Source organism: Halobacillus shinanisalinarum (assembly GCF_022919835.1).
Taxonomy (GTDB): Bacteria; Bacillota; Bacilli; order Bacillales; family Halobacillaceae; genus Halobacillus_A; species Halobacillus_A shinanisalinarum.
Map to the genome: position 1 here is coordinate 1,452,467 of NZ_CP095074.1, position 24,209 is coordinate 1,476,675.

Below are 24,209 nucleotides of genomic sequence, written 5' to 3' on the forward strand. Positions count from 1 at the left end.
CCCTCTCTTAGGTAGTTTCCAGTCGTTTTCTCTCATTCTTTATCTTTGTAAAAAATGCTTATTGTTTAGCCGGGATTTGATGTAAAACGTTAGCTATCATTTCTCTAGCCAAGTGTATCTGTTCAGCAAAGTCATCATCTTTATACAAATGAATGCCCCAAAAGACGCCATTCGCAATAAGGATATATTGTTTGTTTATCTTAGCTATTTCGTCCTCTGAAATATGCGGATAGTCTCGCTTCACATTAGAATAGAGAGACTCCTTCAACCAATCATTAAACGTGAGCATGTATTTCTGAATAAACTCTTTGATCTCTGGTATAGGTGAGGTAACTAACGATATATATGCCGTTGTCTCCGTCGTATTTTCCTTATGATAGCTTACAGTTCCATCCAATAGCGAATGGAATATCACCTCTATATGACGGTCCTCCACCTCTTTCATTATTTTTTTCATTTGTGCGAAATGCCTGTCCAAAATTCGTTGAAAAGCAGCCGTAAACAAACTTTCCTTATTTTTATAATAAAAATAAACCGAAGCTGGCTTGATCCCGACTTCCTGTGCAATTTTTTGTAATGTAGCACCGTGATACCCATTTAAAGCGTACTGGTTAATCGCCGCATCAATCACTTCCTGTCGCCCCATAACTTCACCACCTAATGTTTATTAGGTACATTTTAAACTTCATTATTCTTAAAAGCAATAATTTTCTGAATACATTAAATTCCAAACATTTATTTTCATCAAAAGATATGTTCAGACGCTTTCTCTGTATATAGCATTTATTAAATTGGCAGTATTATTTTTTGGCATAAAAGAATCCCAAACATACAAGAATTTGAATAGAAACTTGTCTGTTTGGGATTATTAGTTAAAACATATGCTATTTGGAAGCTTCCCTTTTCCTCAGATAGATTAATATAAGAAAACCAGCAGCCATTAGTATGAGGCCGACTAATAAGTAGTTGAAGATATTGGTTGACGTTTCCGGGAGCTTATGTCCGCTGTCTTTTGTCTGTAGGCCCGAGTCATTACTTGAGTTTTCATTTTGCTTCTTAGGACTCAAATCCTCTTTTCCCGAATTCACGCCGTCTACTGTCGAATTGTCGCGACTAGCCTTACCATTAGATGTTCTGCTCAAATCTATTTTATACTTTGCAAAGCCGTCTGTACTTTCACCGACATAGGTAATAGCCTCCTTCGTGTCAATAAATGCCCGACCATCCGGTGAAGATCGAAATACCACCTTCGCATCACCTTCGACAGATGCAATCGACCAATTGTTATCGACGGATGGATCGATCTTCCCTTTTTCCTTAATATAGTCAATGATGATTTGACGGTTTTCGGCTTGTGGTGAAAGAACGATCTGACTACCATCCAGATTTGGAAAATCTCCTCCTCCGCCAGCGCGATAGTTATTCGTCGCAACCAGAAATTCTTGATTCTCGTCAACCGGTTCACCTTTATATTGAAGATTCACAATACGGTGTGCGTCCTTATTGATGATTTCACCGTCGCCGTTGTAACGCCGAGAGTTTGTCACATCGATTTGATACGTGACTCCATCAATAACGTCAAATTTATAAGCTCGAAAATTGGTATTAATCAATGGCTGTTCTTCTGTGGAATTCGGCTCAATCTGATTGAACTGGCCGGCTGACATTTCGAGCCATTCTCTTATTTGTGCCCCATTTAATTAACAACCTTTAATGTGTTGGCATAAACGTAAAGGTCAGCCACACTTTTAATTGCGATTGGGCCTTGCGGAATACTTGTATAATAATCAGGTCCGCCGCGCCCGCCAGCTTTAAATGGAGCCGCTGCTGATAGAATCGGCAGCCCTTCGTATTTTGTTCCCTGAACAATTTTTTCCGTGTACCATTTTTGGGCATCAGATAAAATTTGTACAGACGGATCATCTTTCACGCGAGCAAAGTAGCTATAAATGGGTGCAGTCGTTTCACCAACTTTTGAACGTATATAATTAAGTGTTGCCTGGTGGTCTTTGCGAACAGCATCTAGTATTTTTTGATCCGGTTCAACTAATGCTTTGCCGGTTTCAGCGTCATAAATCGGACGTGCTTCTGAACTTGAGTCAATGACATCCCAATCATTACTATCTTTTTCCAAAGTGAGATCTACGATGCCTAAATGGTCGCCCCACATCCCAGCTTCAACAGAAGGAACCCCGTTAATTGTCCCTTTTTCTAGATCAACATTCGGGATTCCGGCAAACTCCCCGCTCGGGAAGACAAGGTGAGAATGACCGAATAGAATCGCATCAATCGCTTCAATTTTTGTAAGGTCATAGACTGCATCCTCCTCTTTCTCGTTAATCTCTGTTGAACCTACACCGGAATGTGGAATGGCTACGATAATGTCAGCTCCTTCCGCAACCATTTGCGGTACAAACTTTTGAGCGGTTTTGTAAATATCCTTGGCGACCACTTTTCCCTTTAAGTTCGTTTTGTCCCATTGCATGATTTGAGGCGGAACAAAACCGATCACGCCGATGTGGACAGTTTGTTGATTACCATTATCGTCTACGACTTGCTTTTGCAAAATTTTATAAGGGGTGAAAAAGTTTTTATCATTGTCTGGATTATCATCCTCGTCATCGATATACACATTTGCATTCACATACGGAAATTTTGCGTCATCAATGGCTTCTTTCAAATAGGTAATCCCGTAATTAAACTCGTGATTGCCTATATTTCCTGCTGCGTAATTGAGTAAATTCATTGCCTTATAGACAGGATGAACGTCCCCTTCCTCCAGACCTTGCTGTGCGGTAAAGTCCCCAAGGGGATTTCCCTGAATAAGATCCCCGTTATCAAACAAAATACTGTTTTTTACTTGACTACGAGCTTGTTTAATCAATGTTGCGGTTAGGGCCAGGCCAAATTCATCGGTCGACTGATCCTGGTAATAATTATAGTCGACAATGTGATTGTGTATATCTGTTGTCTCCATCAATCTCAGCTTTATCGTGCTGTGTGTGTTTGGCTTTTCATCTGCATAGCTTTGCTTAAACGGAATAAAAGCCAAAATCACAGCCAATACAAAAAGAAGAACAACATTACGTCTCATACCTTTTCCCATATTAAACCCCTTTCAAGTTTCGTTAAGCATGTAAATCCTTCATCCATTTAAGTATAGGAACCCCCCCCCCCCGAATTTCGGAGTCTTACCCTAGAAAGATTAAATTCGTTTCCTGCGATAGAGCAAAATTGTGAAACCTGCACCAATGAGTATGATGCCTACCAATAAATTTTTGTAAATATTGGTGGAAGTTTCCGGGAGCTTATGTCCGCTATTCGAATCATTTGTATTATCACCTAAATTGTCTGTTTTTGAGTTATCATCATCAGCTTTACCGTGACTTTTATCAATAGCTGTTCCGCTTGAGCCATCGTCCACATCTTTTTTTGACGGTTCAACTAGTGTCGCGCGCCCTTCGATTTTTGGATCAACTTTTTTTCCTTCTGAAGCTAACTTTTCAATATAAGCAATAAACGTTTCGGTATCAGTTTGGGCATTTCTTAGAACTTCACCTTGTGAAAATACGCTAAAACCGTCCCCACCGTCAGCCAAAAATTCGTTCATTGCAACTTTGTAGGTTTTGTTCATATCCATTTTTGTTTTTCCATCTGCTAAAAAGACATCCTGTACGCAATATTTTTGTTTACAGTCAGGAACCTTGCTTCCGTCAATATACGTATATTTAAAACCTGAAATTTGCAGAAACATGATCTCTCCAGGTTTTTGCCACTGCTGGCTCAATCCGTCTTTAATTTGTTGGCCTGTTAATTCGATGAGCTGCATATAGCCATTAAAAGGCTGAACGGCATAGGCTGCTCCCCATGTAATAATGTGATTACCTTTGTCATTTGTCTGTGGAATCAGCGCTTCCCGGATACCGCCTGAATTTGTAATAGCAAAATCGGCACCAGTTGTCATGATCCGTTGGGCATCCGTCACAGGATTGCCGAGCTCATTCTCACCGTCTTCCGGTTTTCGTTTACCGATCGACTCTCCGCTGGCCGCTTGTCCAATCGGCTCACTTGCTGCTTTTTCTGTCACTTTTTTGGCTTCGGATACAATGGCCTGAACTTCAGGGTCCGGTGTCACATCGCGTGTATTTAGTACGACTTCCGCTTTAGTCGAACCTTTGACAAAGTCATCTGTTTCAGGATCCAATTTTGTACGAACATCTCCGAATGCTTGTCCATAATTATAGTTCTGGTTGATAAGCTTGCCATCAACAACACCGTTTGCGATTTCGTGACTGTGAGCGGCAAAGATAATATCCACTTGATCGTCTAGTTTTGAAGCGAGATCCGCCATAACACCTGTTGTTTCGCCATTATTTGTAGAAGCACCTTCATGAGCTACCACAACAATGGCTTTCACTCCTTTTTTTTCCAACTCCATAGCATATTTGTTAATCGTCTTCGTTATATCAAGAAATTGATATGATTTTGTATGTTTTGGCGCAGCGGACGTTGTCGTTTCCGGAGTAACAATACCGATAAAACCAACATGGACGCCGCCGACCTGTTTAATCGTATAGGGATCAAAAATATGTTCACCTGATGCTTTTTCAACAACATTTGCTGCTAAGAATTTAAAGTCATCATCAACCCCACGATATTTGTAATCCGTTCCCTCTGTATATTTAGCTACATTTGGATGAACAGAGGTTGCATGTAAAAGTCGTTTGAATTCTTGAATTCCTTCGTCAAATGAATGGTTTCCAAGCACACCGAGTTTAAAGTCCATTTGATTCAATGCTTTCATAGTTGGCTCATCTTGAAGCAAAGATGAAACGGTTGGGCTCGCACCCACAGCGTCACCTGCCTCTAAACGGAGCGTAACAGGTTTTTTTCCGTCTTTTTCCGCTTGTGCCTCCATTTCGGCCTGACGTTGATTAAGGTGTGTGGCTAAATAAGCGGCACCGCCAACTTCTTTCCCATTCAATGTGCTCTTCGTATCAAGGTTCCCGTGAAAGTCATTTATCGAAAGTATTTGAAAAGGTATATAATCGTTGTTGGTATTCTCTTTTGCCTGAGTGATTAAATGTGATGGAAAAAGCGTGAACGAGAGAGAAATTAAAAGTAAAACTGATAAAAGCAACTTGCCCATGAGACCCATCCCCCAGTTTTTTATAAACTATTTTTTAATGAAACAAGTTTCAATCTCTGATCTATGTTTCTTTTAATTCATTAAGTTCAACACCAATTTACTTAAATCAACATACCTGCAATCGCAGCACTCAGCAGGTTGGCGAGCGTTCCTCCCAAAACGGAGAGAAGGCCGAGCCGTGCAATTTCCGGACGCCTCTCTGGTGCCATCCCGCCCATTCCGCCGAGAAGAATTGCAAGCGTTCCGAAATTGGCAAATCCGCACAGTGCAAACGATACGATAGCTACCGTTTTATCGGACAATTCCTCAATATGCGGAGAAAATGCGGAGAAGGCCACAAATTCATTGAGTACAACTTTTTGGCCGATAAACGCTCCAGCCTGAATCGCTTCTCCCCAGGGAACACCAATAATAAATGCAAGCGGTGCCAAAAGGAAACCCAATATCTGTTCCATCGATAATTGTTCGTAACCAAACCAGCCGCCGACTCCGCCAAGGATGCCATTGACTAATGCAATCAATCCGATAAAAGCAAGCAGCATTGCACCGACATTCAAAGCCAATGACATCCCGTCAGAAGCACCACGCGCAGCAGCATCAATGACGTTCACTGTTTCCGAATCCTTTTCAACATCAACTAAATTGTTCACCTCCTCGTGTTTTGTTTCCGGAACGAGAATTTTTGCCATTAACAAACCAGCGGGCGCACTCATAAAACTGGCCGCAATCAAATAATCAACCGGAACACCAAGCAATACATATCCCGCAAGCGTTGAACCTGCCACAGACGCCATCCCGCCGGTCATAACCGCAAAAAACTCTGATTGCGTCATTTTATTGATGAAAGGTCTGACGACAAGTGGTGCTTCCGTTTGGCCGACAAAAATATTCGCGCCTGCTGACATGGACTCCGCTTTACTCGTCTTAAGAAGCTTGGAAAGCCCGCCGCCAATAATACGAATCATCCATTGCATGATCCCGAGACGGTACAACACGGCAATTAGTGATGAAAAGAAGATAATGACCGTTAACACCTGAAAGGCGAAAACAAATCCGATTTTTTCTACACTGCCGTTTGTCAGATTACCGAACAGAAAGTTGATCCCGGCGCTTGCATAACCGATCAATTGCTGGACTTTGTTGGATCCCCACTGCAACGCCGCTTTTCCCGGCTCCCATTTTAATACGGCAAATGCGAACGTCAGCTGGATCGCCAGGGCACCAAGTACAGTTCGGAAATTGATCGCCTTTTTATCTTTTGAAAACAAATAGGCGATGCCAAGAAGAACCATCACACCTCCGAACCCCCATAATATTTGCATGTCTTTCCCCCCTGTTATTTTTTAAGGATGTATTTTACGTGTCTACAAGTAATCTGTTGAATTAGATCATTTTTTCCAGAAATGTGTGCGCCAAACTTTGCAACCGTAAAAGCAGAAACTATAAGCTGTCTTCCGATACCTCTTTTTTACTCACTCCTTTCAAATTATGTAACCGGTTTCACAAACCCACAAAAAGTGCTTAAATACATCGATTGCTTTAAAATAATTAGTTTCTGCTTTTTAGGTTACCACCGACGAGGTAACCTAAAAAAGAGACTACACGAATCGCGATCATTTGTCAAACAAAACTGAATTAGGTGAATATTAAAATAATTTAAAGAGAGGGATTATGAGATGTAATGGTGTAAGACCATGGTGGAGCCGACGAATCGAAAGAAAGGAATTTGCCTTTCATTGTGAAAGGCAAACCTTCTTACATTTTAACTTCATAAGAAGATGTTTTTTTCTTCACGATTCGTTAGTAGGTCGTGATGCTTTTTGATTTGGCAGAAGGGCTTGTTCGGCGGTCAATACGACTGTATATCCAGCAACTAAGGCTGCACCTAACTTCTAGGAATCACCGACAAGGGAAAGTTCCATGGAATGATCTGCTCAACTACACCGACTGATTCGTGACGTGAATCGTTTAAATAATCGGGGATATAGGTACTGTTTGCCCAAGGATTCCAATTGAACAAGTTCTTTCCTATTTTGTTCAATTAAATCAGCAAGTTTATAAATAAGATGCGAGCGAATCAGCCGCACTTAAATACCGCCATTCCCCTTTTCAGATGCCTGTCAAAGCCAATTTTTACGACACAATGTGTGTAAACGGATTTACTTCATAGGAGTACATTTCATGCAATACAAAAAAGGAACTGTCTCTATTTGACAATTCCGTCTCCATTAAATCAATACTATGTTGTGAACACGTCGGCTTGACATTATAAACCCCTCTTCTTTATTTAAAACCCTTAAAAAAATAAAACCATCACATGGATGGTTTTACGATTGGTCCCCAGCTTATTAAGAGGATGAAGCTAGCTTTTTCTTAAACATTTTTAGTTTGGACGTAGTTTCTTCAATCAGCCTTTGCATTTTATCTATATCCGGATGATCTCTTTTCGCTTCAGCAATGAGTGGATACAGACTTTTTTCGATATTTTCATAAGCCTCAGTATTGCGTTTTTCTACCGTTTTTTCGATAGGCTCCCAGCTTTCCGACAGAGCTTTCCCTTTATTGTTTGTTTTCTTGGCATCATTAGGTGCGGCCTGAACTGTGTCTTTTAAATCTTGAAGGGAGGTTAATACCTTATCGATCCCCTCTGTTAACGAAGCAGCCTGATCTATGTGTTTTTTAAAGGTCTGGTTGTTGGCGACATACCAGACATCTTTAACACCTTGACCTTTCACGTCTCCCTTTTCTTTGTCTTTCACAAAATAATATAGCGGATAACCTTTGTACGTGGTTTGCTTTTCATCCGTATCTTTTCTTGTAATTGTTCCGAAATCGCTTTTGTTATAACCTTCGGGCACCTTGAAATCCTTGGTGTGAAAAGCTGGCCAATTACTGAGACACTTTCCTGTGCAGTTGCTGACACCTTTTTTATCCTCTGTGAAAATGTATAGGGTTTTGCCTTCCGTATCTGCCAAATACTTGCCGACATTTTCACTTTCCATTACCTTCAGGCCTGTTGCTGTAACTTCATCTTTGTCTTCAGTTTGTTCTTTTTTGTTTGCAGCACCCTCGCTATCGTCCGAACACGCTGCAAAAACCACTATCGTCACCAAGAGTATGGCTAATAGCCATGATTTTTGCTTTCCCATCTAAAAAACCTCCCAAGAATAATTATGGTTGGCGGGGCAATTTCTACATCTCCTCTCCCGCTTTTTTTTACCATACCATAGAAAATGGCCACTAAATTATACGGATCAATAATGGCTGTTATATAAAAAAATGATAAGACAAACCTGATAGATGGAAATTAAAGGTATCACATTAATATGTTTAAGGATGTTTTAAAATTAAAATAGCCCAATCTCTCAGTGTTAAAAAAGAGAGTTTGGGCTTTCTAAATACTTTCCAAAATCCGTTATTTAGTTATATCACAGTATCTATGCGGTACATCTTCGGAGGATTGATCTAAGCCCTCCCGACCTGCAAGCGTTCAAATTTTTTCACACTTGCAATCTCGGATGATTGCTTCGGGTGCTATATTATTTATCACTACTTAAATTTGATGCTAGCATATAAATTGAATAGAAAGTGGGGATTAAGCCTTTTTTTCTCTAGTCTGACGCCCTAAATTTTGCTCGTTGCAAATTCCCCCATAAATCCTGTACATAAATCATGTGGTACTAATTTTTCAGACATATTGAAATAGCAATAGTTAATTGATCATAGAATATTAACCCAATTCACTGAAGTCGATCATTCTATTACTAATTCGTTTTAGAAGGGGTAGATCATGACTAATGGCAAGTACTCCAATTTGGCGTTCTTCGCTTGTTTTTAAAATAACATCCCAAATCTGCGCTTGGGTAACCGCATCAAGCATTGTTGTCATTTCATCTGCAATAAGATAGCGGGTATCTGGTCCAAGTGCACGTGCTAGACAAAAACGCTGCAACTCACCTCCAGACAGCTCGTTAGGCCATCGTTTCAACCAAGACTTATCAATTTTAAGATCGGCAAGGATATGGTCATCTGGCCACCAGCCTTCTCGAAGAGTTTTCTCTAAACGCCATCTTGGGTTTACGGCTTTTTCGGGATTTTGCCAAACTAATTGAACTGGATGATAGCCACGTAAAGGGATTGGCTTGTTATCAATCTTGATACTTCCGTCCGTTGGTTTCTCATAGCCTGCTATAATTCGTGCGAGTGTCGTCTTTCCTAAACCACTTGGACCGAACAAACCGACTACTTCCCCAGGGCGAACATTTATATCTACATTCCTAAAAATCCAAGGGCCCTTCCCATAACGAAAACCAACGTCATTTGCTTCAAGCTTGTAAGAACTTCCCACGCCTCTATGCATCTTATTTTTGTCAGTTTCCTTTTCCCCGGGACCAGTCACCTGAACACTTATTGGAGCAAGCTTATCTGATCTACTGTTTGCCATCGACTGAATGTTTTCGATTGGGATAAAACTATTTTGAGGCAAGGCATTCCAGAGAGCCCTCGTATATGGATGCTTTAGTTTTTCTCCCTTACCAGAAAAGCCGTTCGTTTGAGCAACTTCCACCACTGTCCCAGCGTTAAACACGGCGATCCTATCAGCAATTTTTAATGCTGCATCAATATCATGTGTAATAAGCATGACGCCTCGTCCATCATCAGCAAATTGCCGGATATGACCAATCGTTTCTTTAAGCGACTCCTCATCCAAGCCGGGTGTGGGCTCATCGGCAATGACTAACTGAGCCTCTGAAGCCATTGCTGTCGCTGTCAACACTCTTCTGGCCATCCCACCTGAAAGCTGAAAAGGATACTTGATTTCTGTTTCAGGTGGTAAACGAAGTTTGGAAAGTATCTTATTTATCTTTGCACGCTTACGTTCCTTATCTACAGTCTGCACTTGCCTTCCAGTCTTCATCAGAGGATCAAGACTATTGATAGATTGTGGAATGAGAGCCATGCTTTTACCACGCAGTCGTGCCGTTTCTTCAGCATTTAATGCTTTTCCTTCATAATAAATCGATCCTGTCAAATTAGCGTTTTTTGGTAATATCCCAAGAATAGCACTGGCAAGCAGGCTTTTCCCGGAACCGCTAGCTCCAATTACGGCGACAACTTCTCCCTTTCCAATAGTCAGATTAACATTATCTATCACTTGCATAGTAGAATGTCGTAATCCTTTCATATATTGCGTAAACGAGATAGATAGATTTCTGACTTCCATTAGCACGTTCTCTTCCTCATTCACACTATCAAAGGCACAATTCTTATTTATGTTCAGTTCCGGCTTTTGAACCGTGTGATGCATAAGTACTCCTCCTTTCTATTTGAATTGCCTATTCATGAGCGTGATTCGGATCTATTAGTTTTCGAATTTGGTCACCAAGTATATCAAAAGCCCGCACCATGATAATAAGTGAAAGACCCGGGAAAAAAGCAAGCCACCACATACCAGTTGATAAGTAAGCCATAGATTCCGATAGAATAATACCGATAGCAGGTTGCTGCGGTGATAAACCAAAGCCTAAAAAAGTAACAGCTGCTTCATGTAAAATGGCGTGGGGAAACAATAAAGTGAACCCTACCAATAATTGTGGCAGCAAATGGGGAAAAACATGATGGTACGCAATCCACCAAGGAGATTTCCCAAACCGTCGCGAAACTTGAACATATTCTGCGTTACGTAACTGCAGTACTTCCGCTCGAAGCACACGTGCCAAACTAGGCCAATGCGTTAAGGCAATTCCGACCACTACTCCTTTAAACCCACCACCTAACGTAAAAGCAATCAATATAAGTGAAACCAAGTGAGGAATACTGAGAAACAGATCGATCAACCAAGTCACAAAAAGATCCGCAAGCCTGCTCGTCGAAGCAAGAAGACTTAGTGTTAACGCGACCAATACACTAAGAGAAGCTGCAAGCATACCTACGCCAAAACTTAAGGTAAGCCCCTTTAAAGTTCTAGCCAGCATATCTCTTCCCATCCAATCGGTTCCAAAAAAATTACCCAGTGAGGGAGGATTATTCTTTATGGAGAAGTTTGTGGCAAGCTGTCCCTCCCCCATTAGTGCGCCGCCCACTACAATAGCAGTTAATATGAAAACGGCTATGGCTATAAATAGCAAGGTCCTTTGTCTGAGATTCATAGATAATAGACGGAGACCTGTCCTTTCTTTCAGCAAATTCGTGATTTTCATACCGTTTCCCCTTTTCTCATACGGGGATCGATGATGTTATAAAGAAGGTCTGCAATCACATTACCAATGAAAACGAAGATGGCACTGAACAAAACAACTCCAAGTAATAAAGGGATATCCCCTTGCAGACCGGCTTGAACAGTGGCCTGTCCTAAACCGGGGTAGGAAAATACCTGCTCTGCAAGAACAGCACCGCCAAACAACTCACCAAAGGAAGCAAAGTGTAAGGAGATGGCCGGCAGAGCAACATTCCTTAAGCCATGTCGCCAAAATAGAATAAAGCCTTTTTCGCCTTTTGCTTTTGCAAAATAAACATAGTCACTATCCAGCACTCCCACTAACTTCTGTCGTGTATGCAGTGCCACGTTAGCAACACCTAGTACACTTAGAGTAAGGGCAGGTAAAATCAAGTGCCTTATCCGGTCAAGAAGAGTCACATTTTCTGATAACGTCCCAGCGGGTGTTCCTAAACCAATCGGAAACCAACCAAGCCATACAGAAAATACAATTAGCAGCAATAAACCGAACCAAAACGTTGGTGTTGAAGCTAATGTAAGACAATACCATTTAATCAATCGATCCACCCATGTTCTTTGTTTCATAGCGGCTAACACACCAAGCGAGAATCCAATTATTCCAGAAAATAGCCAAGCGGATGCCATCAATGCCACTGAAGCCATAAAGCGCTCAGCAATCACACTAGAAACAGGACTGCGGTATATGAGGGAGGTACCTAAATCACCTTTCAATAAGGAAGTAAGCCAGATCCAAAATTGTTCCAGCATCGGTTTGTTCAAGCCCCAATAAGCTGCAATTTGTTCTCGTTGTTCAGGACTTACCCGAGTCATATCAGCACCTACATACGCTTGGACTGGGTCAATTGGCGAGTGACTTATCAACCAAAAGGAGATCAAACTTAGCGCAAACAGCAATGTTGTCATCCTTAATACTTTTCCAATGATAAAAAGCGTGATTGATTTTGTTCGCACTTTTACAGCCTCCTTCTCCTACTCTATTTTTCCCAATGCCACTGCGTGATCACATCTGTTATCGGCCAACCATGACCGTGGGGGTGCACTTTTTGTTCACCAATGTCCAAGCCTTCTTTAACAAGATACAGATGCTTTAAATTAACGAGCCAGGCCCATGCCGCATCACCTTTAACGCTGTAACCCGTTTCTCCATCCCATTGTGCCTTCTGCCAATATTGTATAGCTTCCGCTTCACTAGATGCTGCTAACGCTTGTTCCATATATTTATCTACTGTTGGATTAGAATAAAAGCCAGCGTTGAGCCAGCCTTCCCCTTGGGTGCTACTGCTGAAAAGATTGAATGACTCTATCGGATTATAATTTCCGAATCCCATCATGACGGGTGTAGAGTGCTGCATTCTTTCGATTTCATTCCAGCTTTTCCCTTCCGCCTTTATGATAATTCCTAGTGGTTCCATCATGTCAGCAAGTGTAATTGACAATGATTGGCGAATTTGATCACCTGCTGGATATAAAAGTTTAAACGTCGCTTCTAAACCATTCTTTTTGAGAATACCTTTTTCACTTTTTTGCCAACCTGCATCTTTGAGAATCTTCCCTGCACGCTCCAGATTGCCACCCTCGATCACAGTTTCGGGATTCCACCACGGCAGTCCATCATTCTCCGTATAAGCCGGTGTACCATACCCTGCCAAAACCCCATCGACCAGACTTTGACGATCAATACCTATATTGATTGCTTTACGAATGGCAAGATCGGCTGTTACATCATTTCCGATAGGTAACCCTTGTTCGGTCTTTCCACCTTCAGGCACAGTTGGAAACATAACACCACGATTGTCTACACTGTCGAGTGCCTTCAAATCCATACCAGGCACATCTTGATTTGCAAAAGCTGGTGATATTGCAGCGATGTCAACCTCCCCTGCATTCGCTGCAGCAAATGCGGCGTCTTCAGATAGAAACAAAAATGTAAGCTTCTTAAAATAAGGCTCTTCCCCATAATATTCAGGATTCGCTTTCACGATCAACTGCTGCCCCTTGTCCCATTGCTCAAGCATATACGGGCCTGAACCAATTGGGTTTTCATTGTAATTCTCATTGTAAACATGTTTGGGCACGATCCCTGTAGAAACTAGCGAATGAACAAATGTTGACTGTGGCTGTTTAAGAAAAAATTTAACCGTATACGGATCAACCATTTCCACTTTTTCTAAATTAGTTAAATCGATGACAGAACTACTAGTTGCAGCTGTTTCAAAAGTAAAAGCAATGTCTTCTGCTGTTAGTGGTTCGCCATCCGAAAAGCTCACATCATCTCGAATCTTGACTGTCCAGACTAACCTGTTTTCACTGACATCGTAACCAGTTGCAAGATCGTTCTGAATCGTAAACTCCTTATCACGTTTTAAGAGCGTACTTTGAAACAAAGGTGATCCATAACGTCCCCAACCGGTCGTCGGATCAAATCCATCCTCTGGTTCCCCACCAACTGCTAAAATTAAGTGATCCTTTTTATCCTGTTCTGTTTCAGCGTTATCGGCACTAGAAGAGGAACATGCAGCCAGCAGCAAGCCAACTATTATAAAAATAAAAATAGTAGATTTATAATTCAACTTCTTCTCCTCCTACGTATTTCATACATTTTCTACCTTTTTATAAATCTATGTTTTAGGTACTGACAAAGGTCTTAACACAGTACAAAGCCCGGGGTTTCAATAACACAGGCCCGGGTTTCGTATGATTATTATGGGGGTTACATTTTTAACCCTTTCTACTTTTGCAAATCAATGAACTTCTTGCCTAATTTATTGATTTCCTTCTTCATCAGCCATAAATCGGAACCAAGCCACCTGATGTGAACACCCTTTCCCTCAAGGGATGTAACACTAGCTTTAAGTTGTTCCGACTCTTGCAGTTGTTCGTGTATATCTTTAAGGTTGACCTCTTGAACAACCGGAGAGACGAACCATAATGATCCAATGTAAAGGGAATTTTCAAGCAATCCCATTTGCTGTAAAGGCATCATCGCAGGAGAAAGGTGAAGGGTGTCATACGCTAGACACTCCTCTTCCAGCCATATTTGAAAGCTTGAACGAAAATCATCATAGTGAAAACATTCATTTCTTTTTTCGCGGCCTGGTGCTATAATCTCTCCCCACAATAACGTGGACTCTTGTTTCATTTGAATGTTCGTATTTCCGCTAAATCTGGCATGTTCAAAAGGAATAATCACCTCGGGCGTCCATTCTAAGCGCGCACGCTCATCAAGCTTGACAGAGAAATGCTGGACGCAAGATAGTTCATTTAAAGACGGGTACACTTTCGTTGCCGATTGTTGACGAAGGCAAACATTGGCATCTTTCATTAAGTGGACATCAAATTCATTACAGTCTCCGGCTACCATACCACCCGAAGACTCCATAATGTAAACAGTAGCCTTTTCCTTATTAGAAAGATATAATTCACGGCTTGCCTTTAACGGTGGTTGCTGAAAGCAGTTTGTTAAAAGTGTTCGATTGTTTCTTTTCTGAAATTCCATCGAAAGTTTTCCATGGTGGTTAATCTTATGCTGAAGTATTTGTTCCAGCGGAATCCGCCCCCTCCAACAATAGATCGCTTTTAATCCAACCAATCACATCATCAAGTCCTTTTTTACTTTTTAAGTCGGTAAATACATATGGACGCCCACCACGCATCTTTTCTGTGTCTTTCTCCATTTGATCCAAGTCCACTCCAACATGTGGAGCAAGGTCAATTTTGTTAATCAAGAGCAAGTCCGAACGAGTTAATGCGGGGCCACCTTTTCTGGGAATATCCTGCCCTTCTGCGACATCAATTACATAGATATACGCATCGACTAATTCAGGGCTGAATGTCGCCGACAAATTATCGCCGCCGCTTTCCACAAAGATAATATCCAAATTGTTGAACCTATTTTTCAACTGGTCGATAGCTTCAAAATTCATTGAAGCGTCCTCACGGATTGCCGTATGAGGGCACCCGCCTGTTTCGACCCCAACAATTCTGTCCTCTTCCAAGACACCACTCTTTATTAGAAATTCTGCGTCTTCTCTTGTATAAATGTCGTTTGTAACGACTGCTAACTCATACTGATTATGAAGTTCGCTCGTTAGTCGATCTGCAAGAGATGTCTTTCCTGAACCAACAGGTCCGCCAATGCCAAGTAGTACTGGTTTCATGTTCATCTACTCCTTTTTTATGTGACAGCGCCAGAATTTATGAAATAAATAGACGCGAAAATAGATATTCGTGTTGCATCGAGGCCATTTCAATCCCCAACGCATTGTTGTGCAAATCATCTAATGTGCTGTTCTCTACAATATGTGATGCTTCTTCAATTGGCGAGAGTAACTCGTACATTGCTTGTACACCATTGTTTTGCCCCAGAGGAACGGCTCGTACCGCATTTTGTATCAGTCCGTTAACGGAGGCATACAAAAACGTCAATACGGCTTGTTCAACATGAACATCGAGGCTGGCTGTATAAATTCCATACAGAACGGGATAATGTCCTTTGATCACTTTATTGTCAAATTTGTTTTTCCATTCATTTACTAGTTTAGATTCACTTAACGGCAAAACAGTTTGCAGGAACTGTTTCCCCATCTTTATACTGCCATCCCGCGATTCTTTGGCCAGTTTCATTCCATTGCAAATTTGCTCTAATTTAGCTAGCTTATCAAAATCCTCATTCTCCGCTGCCTTATATGATTCCTTAATAAGGATTCCATCACCACAAGCCAAATTATAATAAAGGTAGGATTTGCAATATTCGATGAGATCCTGTTTCGTCTTAATCATATTCTGCTGAATATATGTCTCCATACCAAAGGATTGTGTGTACGATCCGATTGGAAACGCTGAGTCATGTATTTGAAACAGGTGAAGAAGTTGTTGATCAGTGCTGATGCCCCCGGTATTTAAACGGTTGTTTGAATCTTCTTTCTGACCGCTCATAACCAACACCAACCTCATCTAGCAATTTTCCAAGCGTATGATCATATCGGACAATAATCTCACTTTCATCTATCAAACACGGTGTATGACGGTTCCCTAGTTCAAAAGCCGCTTTCCCCATTTCAGTGATTGTTTTTGGCCGGATGACGATCACTTCTTCAAGCTTTGTGCGTACAGCAATCTGTCTCTCTTCATCTTCAAAAATAAGGTCACCGAATTGTAGTGGTTGCTCCTGCTCCAAGGAAATCGCTACATCCGTCCCTTGATCCGTTGTTTTCCGCAAAATACGTTTGTTCAACTCTTCCCAATCTAATTCGACCCATTCAAGTCGCTTAGATACTGTTTTTTCACCGTCAATGTTACCTACAACTTTCTGAATAAACATGATTCTTTCCCCTCGCTTTAAAATAAGAAATAGCGTTGTGCCATAGGTAGTTCACTAAAAGGCTCACAGCTTACTAATTCACCGTTTACTTTTACCTCGTATGTCTCCGGATTTACATCAATAATAGGAGTTTCACCGTTTAATTTCATATCGCTTTTACCAATGTTCCGACAGTTTTTTACGACACCGGTTTGTTTTTGTAAACCGAGACGTTTAGGAACCGCATTATCAACAGCAATTTTCGGCAAAAATACCATGCTTGTAAGCGAAGCTGCTTGTCCATGGAAAGCATACATACGGCGGCTCATCATAGGCTGTGGGGTCGGGATAGAGGCATTTGAGTCCCCTATCTGTGCATAGGCGCCCATTCCACCTTTGATTACAACCTCAGGTTTAACGCCAAAAAACTTAGGATCCCAGAGAATAATATCCGCTAATTTTCCTACTTCAATTGAACCAATTTCATGCCCAACTCCTTGAGCGATGGCCGGATTGATCGTATATTTTGCCACGTATCTCTTCACTCTGAAATTGTCATGATCCTTTCCTTCATCTTCTGGCAAGGCCCCGCGTTGCTTTTTCATTTTGTCAGCGGTCTGCCATGTGCGGATATTCACTTCACCGACACGCCCCATTGCCTGTGAATCTGATGACATGATACTTAAAATGCCAAGATCCTGCATAATATCTTCAGCGGCAATTGTCTCTGGACGAATCCTGGAATCCGCGAAGGCAACGTCTTCCGGAACGTTATGTGACAGGTGATGACAAACCATCATCATGTCTAGATGTTCATCAATTGTATTCGTTGTGAACGGTTTTGTCGGGTTAGTGGAGGCAGGCAATACATTCGAATAAGCTGCCATTTTCAACATATCTGGGGAATGGCCGCCACCAGCACCTTCTGTATGGAAAGTATGAATGACCCTGCCGTCAATAGCTTTAAGCGTGTCCTCAACAAACCCCGCTTCATTCAACGTATCTGAGTGGAGGGCAACTTGGACATCATATTCATCCGCAGCGGTCAGACTCTGATGAAGTGCGGAGGGCGTTGCACCCCAGTCTTCATGAACTTTAAGCCCTATCGCCCCAGCTCTAATTTGTTCGATCAACGGCTGTTGGGTAGAACTGCTACCTTTTCCTAATATTCCAATATTAACTGGTAGATTATCAAAGGCCTCTAATATTTTGAAGATATTCCATTCACCTGGAGTAGCGCTTGCAGCTTTCGAACCTGCAGCAGGACCTGTCCCTCCTCCAATCATGGTGGTTGTTCCTGAAGCAAGCGCAACATCCACTTGGTCGGGACTAATAAAATGAATATGTGTATCAATTGCTCCAGCCGTTGCAATTAATCCTTCGCCGGCATAAACTTCTGTTCCGACACCGATCACCATATTCGGATCAACGCCATTCATCGTATCTGGATTCCCTGCTTTTCCAATTCCAGCAATTCTTCCATCCCTTATCCCAATGTCAGCTTTTACGATGCCAGTGTAATCAACAATCATGACGTTTGTTATTACAGAGTCCAGCACACCCTCAAGGCGAGTTTGCGTGCCATTCTGTCCCATCCCGACACGCAGAGACTTACCTCCGCCAAATACACCTTCATCACCGTAGTGTGTATGATCTTTTTCAATTTCTATCCAAAGATCGGTATCTGCAAGGCGAACCTTATCCCCTGCAGTGGGGCCATACATATTTGCGTAATTTTCTCTGGACATTTTCACTCATCATCAACTCCTTTAAATCCAGATTTATCAGCCTTTTCGATAATTTCCTCTTCATTGTCGGTTGAACCACCTGTTAAGTCGTTTAGACCATACACATTTTGCCGGCCACTAATTTCGGTTAACTCGACTTCTTTTTCCTCTCCAGGTTCAAACCGTACGGCAGTGCCAGCTGGAATATTTAACTGCATGCCGACCGTTTCTTCACGCGGGAATGATAGATATTTATTTGCTTCGATGAAATGATAATGGGAACCGACTTGAATCGGTCTGTCTCCAGTGTTTGCAACTCGTATGGTTTTCGTTTGTCGTCCAGGGTTAATTTCAATATCACCACTGGAAACCTTATATTCACCAGGTATCAATAGGGGCTACCTCCTTGATTATGTGATCAGTAAACTGTTATAGAATGGGTGTATGAACCGTTACAAGTTTTGTGCCATCAGGGAAAGTCGCCTCTACTTGGACGTCTTCTATCATTTCGGGAATGCCTTCCATTACGTCATCGCTTGTTAGGACGTGCTTTCCTTCACTCATCAATTGAGCCACCGTTTTCCCTTCTCTGGCACCTTCCAAAATAAAGCGGCTGATAAGAGCTATTGACTCAGGATAGTTCAATTTCAAACCTTTATCCTTACGCTTCAATGCGAGTTCACCCGCAAAATATAACATTAACTTTTCTTGTTCAACCGGGTTTAGCTTCACGTGAATTCACCTCATTTCCATAATCAAAATAATCAAACCACATTTGATTTGAAATCGTTGTGAGATACTATAATCCAGTAAAAAGTGATCGGGCCCGATCTTCCAATGTAAAAAATATTCAATGCAATTTATAGTATGGTCATAAAAAAAACTTAGTAAACTAAGGGCTAGACGAATAGGAGTTATCCATAATACGAGTGTATGTTCCCCCTTTGTCGTCTATAATTTTCAAACAAAAATAAATACATTGTTTTCTGTTGTTTAACCGGTTTTAAATAAATGATAAGGAATATCACTGTCGACTACAGGGTGTAGTGAAGTGACGAAAGATCTCATATAAAGGTGGGAGTTTAACGTCAAAATCGAGGATGTGATTTTGACTAACAAATTATAGCATAGGCCGATTGAATAAAACAATATAGTTTGTGAAAAAAATCACAAAACTCTCATAAGTTTTTTCTACATCTAATCAGCTAACAAAAGATCCAATAACTGAGCATGTATCACTCAGCTACTGAACCTTTTGTGTACTTTTTCAAATAAAATTAGTTTAAAGCTTTAATTCGCCGTTATTCAGGCCGTTCAGGTCCCGTAGGCAATCTTCCTTTTCTGCGCTTTCCACTCATTTTAACTTTTATTCAGTTCCGTATTCCATTACTTATCAGGTTTCCAGGCAATGGACAGAAACATTATATTTATTAACAGTTCTTGTGATTCATTTTAATATTAATTTGAGACCTGTTATCGAATCCTCGGATAGTATAACTAGAGGAATGTTTCTCTTTTGTAGGGTGACTAAAACTCTCTAATTGATCCCAATAAACTTTCCATGCTTGATTCTTATCAACAATTTTGTTTAATTGAATCAAAGGATACATCTACCCTTAAATTTATTTGAAAGCCATCCTTAATATATTTTCGAAAGATACGAAACTTTTCTTTTAGTTAAAGAGGGTTGGTATCTTTAAAAATTGCTTCATAAATGAGGTGTTTATAAGCAAGCAAAATAACGGTATCACTACATACTTCGTTAACGAATGATTGTTTACCATACTTATAAGCTAATTCTTTATTATTGGTCGGGTACTTTATCGTCAATAATGTATTTCTCAATTTATTTTTTAGAGCATCCAGCTATTGTAGCAATCTTTTCTGCGTCATCACCTGTTTTTTAAAATAAAAGCATAATGTATTCATACCTCATCTGAAAGTAGAAATTTTCAACAAAGCAGCTATTAAGTAAATTATGTGTCCAATCTAATGGATCAACTGAATAAGAAAATAAATAACATGGGACACTCTTTTCAGGAGTAATGACCGTTAGAGCGTTATATGCATCTAGCCCACTAAAATAAGAGAAGTTCATCATCTTCATTTTTGCATAACTTCATCAGAGCTCCATTTGTTTTCATGAGTGCCCCATACTTTTTAATTGCCTTTTCCCTTCTTGCGGAAGATACTGATGCCTTATTTTAATCTCATTGGCTTTAAAAAAATCAATTTTCGTCATTCCCTCATGTCTTTTCTTGATGTTTTTAAAAGATAATGAGCCAGGATGATTGTCCTATGTCCTTTGGAGAGCATTAGCGCTGCGTCACGAGGGATGCGATGAAGAATTGGCGGCGGCATGCTAAGAATAAATTGATTAAGTATTGGGAGGAACAGGAGGAGTTTAAAGCTTAAAAACAGGCCCTGATGTGAAGTGATCTCAAAATCAGGACCTAGTTTTTCTTATATTCATCGACAGTTAACCCTACTATTTAGTTATATAATTTTTTCAGGACTCCGGGATTGGTCGCTATGATGTTTCTTATCGTTGGTTCGAAACCTTAATTCTGCCAATAATAGAATCGTAAACAGCCCAAACCCAGCTACATTTAAAACCCATGTATACTGGAGACCTTCTACTACCGGGAAAAGCAAAAACAATCCTGAAGCCGCTACCAAAACTCTTTTTAATGCATGAAGAGAACTAAATAAAAAGCCTGCCACACTAACTGACAATATAAAACACCCTAGTATCGCCGTTAAGATTGAAATTACTCTCGTCAACACACTAATATCATCCCCTACTCCTAACAAGAGGGACGGAGAGTAAACAAATAGAAATGGAACAATTAATGCAGCAATACCTAGTCCCATCGCGGAAAAACCAATCTTGTAAGGACTCTCTTTGGCAATGGAAGCAGCCGCAAAAGCGGCAACAGCAATAGGCGGTGTAAAACTAGAAACAGTAGAAAAATAGAAAACAAACAAGTGGGCAGCCATTGGATGTACGCCCAGCTCTACAAGCGATGGTGCAACCAATGTAGCTACAAGGGCATATGCTGCAACCGCGGGCATCCCCATACCTAATATAATCGAAACGATCGCACTCGTGGCTAACAAAAGAATGAGGTTAGATTCACCAATTTGTGTTAATAACAAGGCTAAATTAAATCCTAAACCAGTAATTCCTACAATCCCAATAACTAATCCTGCAGCACCAAGAATGATACCAATTTCAAGTAACGTTTCCCCCGTTCCAATAAGCGTATCCCAAATCCGCTTCCATAGCTTTTTTCGATACTTACGTTGCAACAATAAAATGAGAAGCGCTATAAATGCAGTATAGACACCGCTCGTTGTAGGTGTATACCCAGCAACAAATAAAAGATAGAGCAGCACGGCAAATATAGGTACGATCATCCATCCTGTTTTTAATACCTTCCTAATGGAGGGTAACTGTTCTTTTGGAAGACCGACCAATCCCTTACTAGCAGCCCTTAAATCCACTTGGACAAAAATGCAGAGATAATATAAAAGAGCGGGAATGATGGCAGCTATCATTACTTCCACGTAAGGCACTCCTAAATTTTGCGCGATAATGAAGGCGGCAATCCCCATCACAGGCGGCATTATGATCCCTCCAGTTGAGGCCACCGATTCAATCGCACCAGCTTCCCTTCGACTGAATCCGTTTTTAATCATCAAGGGAATCGTCATGCTTCCTGTTAAAACGACATTCGAAACCGGACCGCCCGAAACACTTCCTACTAGGCTTGAACCGACAACAGAAGCTTTTGCAGGCCCACCACGGTATCGACCGAAAACCGCAAATGCAAAATCATTAAACATACTTCCGCCACCAAATTTAAGCAAGACCTGTCCGAATAAAATAAACGCCAACGCAATGGTTGAAGCGATGTTAAGCATGAACAGCAAGCTATTAGCATCTACAAATAAGTAGTTAAAAAACTGATCCAGGGAAACTCTTTCTCCTTTAAGTGGACCTGGGAAAATAGAAGGCACTAACGCATAGAACATGAATGCCCCAACAACTATAACCAAAGACCAACCGAACAACCGTCTCAAGGATTCCATAATAAGGGTAATTCCAAGTAACGAAACAATGAATCTATCTGTTGTAACATAACCAAACCTTAGAACAATGTCGGGGTAATAGATTGAAATATAGAACCCGACACTAAATCCAGCGGCCGCCAAGATCCAATCGTACCAGGGCACTCTGTTAGAACTGCAAGATGAAGCTGCCGGAACCCCGATAAATACCCCAGCTAAGATGAAAGCCAAAAATAGACCTGTATATTGTTCAAGGAATAATGCGATACCTAAATATTGATGTACACTTAATATATACAGGATCCCTGATACGGGAATTGCGAATAAAAGCGACCTCCAAATAATTAGAGATACCCCGTTTAGAGTCCGAAACCGGCTTTTCTCTTGTTGAGCCATACCTGTTCCCTCCTATTTTTATAATAAAAGTCTGAACAATGGATAAACATCCTTAAGAAAATAGAATTCATTACTTTATTGATTTCAACAATTCTCCCTGCTTTTGTTCAGCTTCTTCTGTCCAAAGACCTTGTTCTTTAAAAAACTTAATGGCTCCGGGATGATAAGGTACAGATGGATTTGGATCAAACATTTGCTCAGGAGTCCAAGTTTGCAACCAGGTAAACTGAGAATGCAATTTTTTATAATGACCCCAAAGTACTTTGGTTAAACGATATGCAGTTTCTTCCGAGACCTTTGATGAACCAATTAAAGCAATTGGGTATTGAGCCAGAATTGTCTTTTCATTCAGAAATCCATTGTTAAACACAGTTGGTTTAATATTTGGTACGAGGGATTGCATTTCTCGAGTAACATCCTTTGGAAACTCATCAATATTCTCTGGTGATACGCCTCCCCAGTTTAAGCCGTCTATATCAATGGCCGTATCAGCCTCAAGAAATGTAGAAACAGTAGGTGTCCCTGTAAAAGCAGCATCCACTCGATTTTCACGCAGTGCATTTACCCCTGCTCCTACCCCGGTAACTGGAACCATTTGAACGTCATCCCATGTCAATCCGGCAGAAGCAATATGCGCCTCAAGAACTCTTGGTATAATTTGATTACCTGAATAATTCGCCGCCACTCTCTTGCCTTTAAGATCTTTCACCTTTTCAATTCCGGAGTTAGCCCTTACGGTAAAACCAGAAATAACAATATTATTTCCCCTAACCAATAAACGAACGTTTTTGCTTTTTTCAGGGTACCCGTTTATCCCTTTCAATGCCCATTTGGCATCTGGGTAAGAGAGAATACCAAAGTCGATCTCTCCACTATTTAATAAGGGCATCCAAGCATTTGAACCAGAAAAAGGTTTAACCGTCATTTTTAAATCTGAATGGGAAGTCACAACAGTAGCGATACCCGAGGCTGTACTATGGTAGGCAATGCCGGGTTGATGGGCTCCAATACTGATAAGATGATCCACTGAATCAGACTTGGACCCTGAATGAGCTTCTTTACTTCCACATCCAGCTAAAATAAGGCACGACAAAACAATAACAACAACACTATAAATCTTGCAGCTTAAGGAAATCTGTTTCATGCAGAATTACTCCTTATAGTAAAGTTTATAAACCTGATATTGAAGACTTATTCTTGCAATAGTACTAGTATCATCGATTGAATCCGCTTACAAAGCAACCTTGCGACCACTGATACACACTTATTAAATAAAGAAACTTTCCAATAAGGCTTGATATTAGAGGTAAACCTTTAAGCTAAATT

The 24,209-nt window shown here is 40.9% G+C and carries 19 protein-coding genes and 1 pseudogene; all 20 read right to left on the reverse strand.

Features of this window, described 5'->3' with window-relative positions; translation table 11 throughout:
• Window positions 1-58: 58 nt before the first annotated feature.
• The 20 genes and pseudogenes from MUO14_RS07290 to MUO14_RS07390 all read right to left on the reverse strand — a co-directional run bounded on the left by MUO14_RS07290 (window position 59) and on the right by MUO14_RS07390 (window position 24,027).
• Window positions 59-646 carry a TetR/AcrR family transcriptional regulator gene (locus tag MUO14_RS07290; protein WP_244754580.1) on the reverse strand — a complete coding sequence of 196 codons (588 nt, stop codon included), beginning with the start codon at window positions 644-646 and terminating at the stop codon, window positions 59-61.
• A 238-nt stretch (window positions 647-884) separates the two neighbouring features.
• On the reverse strand, window positions 885-1,667 hold the full coding sequence (locus MUO14_RS07295; RefSeq protein ID WP_244754581.1) for a 5'-nucleotidase C-terminal domain-containing protein: 783 nt from the start codon (window positions 1,665-1,667) through the stop codon (window positions 885-887).
• 29 nt (window positions 1,668-1,696) lie between these two features.
• Window positions 1,697-3,106, reverse strand: a complete 1,410-nt coding sequence (locus MUO14_RS07300) for a bifunctional 2',3'-cyclic-nucleotide 2'-phosphodiesterase/3'-nucleotidase (RefSeq protein ID WP_244754582.1) — start codon at window positions 3,104-3,106, stop codon at window positions 1,697-1,699.
• Between the two features lie 99 nt (window positions 3,107-3,205).
• Complete coding sequence (locus MUO14_RS07305) at window positions 3,206-5,149, reverse strand: bifunctional metallophosphatase/5'-nucleotidase (RefSeq protein ID WP_244754583.1); 1,944 nt, start codon at window positions 5,147-5,149, stop codon at window positions 3,206-3,208.
• 101 nt (window positions 5,150-5,250) lie between these two features.
• Window positions 5,251-6,471, reverse strand: a complete 1,221-nt coding sequence (locus MUO14_RS07310; RefSeq protein WP_244754584.1) for a NupC/NupG family nucleoside CNT transporter — start codon at window positions 6,469-6,471, stop codon at window positions 5,251-5,253.
• Window positions 6,472-6,978: 507 nt separating this feature from the next.
• Window positions 6,979-7,224: pseudogene (locus MUO14_RS07315) on the reverse strand (aldehyde dehydrogenase family protein); the annotation flags it as partial.
• 273 nt (window positions 7,225-7,497) lie between these two features.
• Window positions 7,498-8,298 (reverse strand): COG4315 family predicted lipoprotein, encoded by an 801-nt coding sequence (locus MUO14_RS24540; protein WP_318036018.1) that lies wholly within the window; start codon window positions 8,296-8,298, stop codon window positions 7,498-7,500.
• Between the two features lie 581 nt (window positions 8,299-8,879).
• Window positions 8,880-10,457, reverse strand: a complete 1,578-nt coding sequence (locus MUO14_RS24545) for an ABC transporter ATP-binding protein (protein WP_318036019.1) — start codon at window positions 10,455-10,457, stop codon at window positions 8,880-8,882.
• 28 nt (window positions 10,458-10,485) lie between these two features.
• Entirely contained in the window at window positions 10,486-11,349 is an 864-nt protein-coding gene (locus MUO14_RS07335) for an ABC transporter permease (RefSeq protein ID WP_244754585.1), read from the reverse strand.
• Window positions 11,346-12,338, reverse strand: a complete 993-nt coding sequence (locus MUO14_RS07340; RefSeq protein ID WP_255822168.1) for an ABC transporter permease — start codon at window positions 12,336-12,338, stop codon at window positions 11,346-11,348. Before MUO14_RS07340 ends, MUO14_RS07335 begins: the two co-directional genes overlap by 4 nt.
• A gap of 23 nt (window positions 12,339-12,361) precedes the next feature.
• A complete protein-coding gene (locus MUO14_RS07345) occupies window positions 12,362-13,957 on the reverse strand; it encodes an ABC transporter substrate-binding protein (RefSeq protein WP_396265813.1) in 1,596 nt (531 codons plus the stop codon).
• 158 nt (window positions 13,958-14,115) lie between these two features.
• The gene (locus MUO14_RS07350; protein ID WP_244754586.1) at window positions 14,116-14,883 is read right to left on the reverse strand and encodes an urease accessory protein UreD; all 768 of its coding nucleotides are present in this window, start codon (window positions 14,881-14,883) and stop codon (window positions 14,116-14,118) included.
• Between the two features lie 25 nt (window positions 14,884-14,908).
• Window positions 14,909-15,544 carry an urease accessory protein UreG gene (gene ureG, locus MUO14_RS07355; protein ID WP_244754587.1) on the reverse strand — a complete coding sequence of 212 codons (636 nt, stop codon included), beginning with the start codon at window positions 15,542-15,544 and terminating at the stop codon, window positions 14,909-14,911.
• A gap of 37 nt (window positions 15,545-15,581) precedes the next feature.
• The gene (locus MUO14_RS07360; protein WP_244754588.1) at window positions 15,582-16,322 is read right to left on the reverse strand and encodes an urease accessory protein UreF; all 741 of its coding nucleotides are present in this window, start codon (window positions 16,320-16,322) and stop codon (window positions 15,582-15,584) included.
• Window positions 16,264-16,707, reverse strand: a complete 444-nt coding sequence (locus tag MUO14_RS07365) for an urease accessory protein UreE (RefSeq protein ID WP_244754589.1) — start codon at window positions 16,705-16,707, stop codon at window positions 16,264-16,266. The genes MUO14_RS07360 and MUO14_RS07365 overlap by 59 nt, the downstream gene beginning before the upstream one ends.
• Window positions 16,708-16,724: 17 nt before the next feature.
• Complete coding sequence (gene ureC / locus MUO14_RS07370; protein ID WP_244755509.1) at window positions 16,725-18,434, reverse strand: urease subunit alpha; 1,710 nt, start codon at window positions 18,432-18,434, stop codon at window positions 16,725-16,727.
• 2 nt (window positions 18,435-18,436) lie between these two features.
• Window positions 18,437-18,805, reverse strand: a complete 369-nt coding sequence (locus tag MUO14_RS07375) for an urease subunit beta (RefSeq protein WP_244754594.1) — start codon at window positions 18,803-18,805, stop codon at window positions 18,437-18,439.
• 37 nt (window positions 18,806-18,842) lie between these two features.
• Window positions 18,843-19,145, reverse strand: a complete 303-nt coding sequence (gene ureA / locus MUO14_RS07380; RefSeq protein WP_244754595.1) for an urease subunit gamma — start codon at window positions 19,143-19,145, stop codon at window positions 18,843-18,845.
• Between the two features lie 1,764 nt (window positions 19,146-20,909).
• Complete coding sequence (locus tag MUO14_RS07385; RefSeq protein WP_244754597.1) at window positions 20,910-22,883, reverse strand: TRAP transporter permease; 1,974 nt, start codon at window positions 22,881-22,883, stop codon at window positions 20,910-20,912.
• A gap of 70 nt (window positions 22,884-22,953) precedes the next feature.
• Complete coding sequence (locus MUO14_RS07390) at window positions 22,954-24,027, reverse strand: TAXI family TRAP transporter solute-binding subunit (protein WP_244754601.1); 1,074 nt, start codon at window positions 24,025-24,027, stop codon at window positions 22,954-22,956.
• Window positions 24,028-24,209 lie beyond the last annotated feature (182 nt).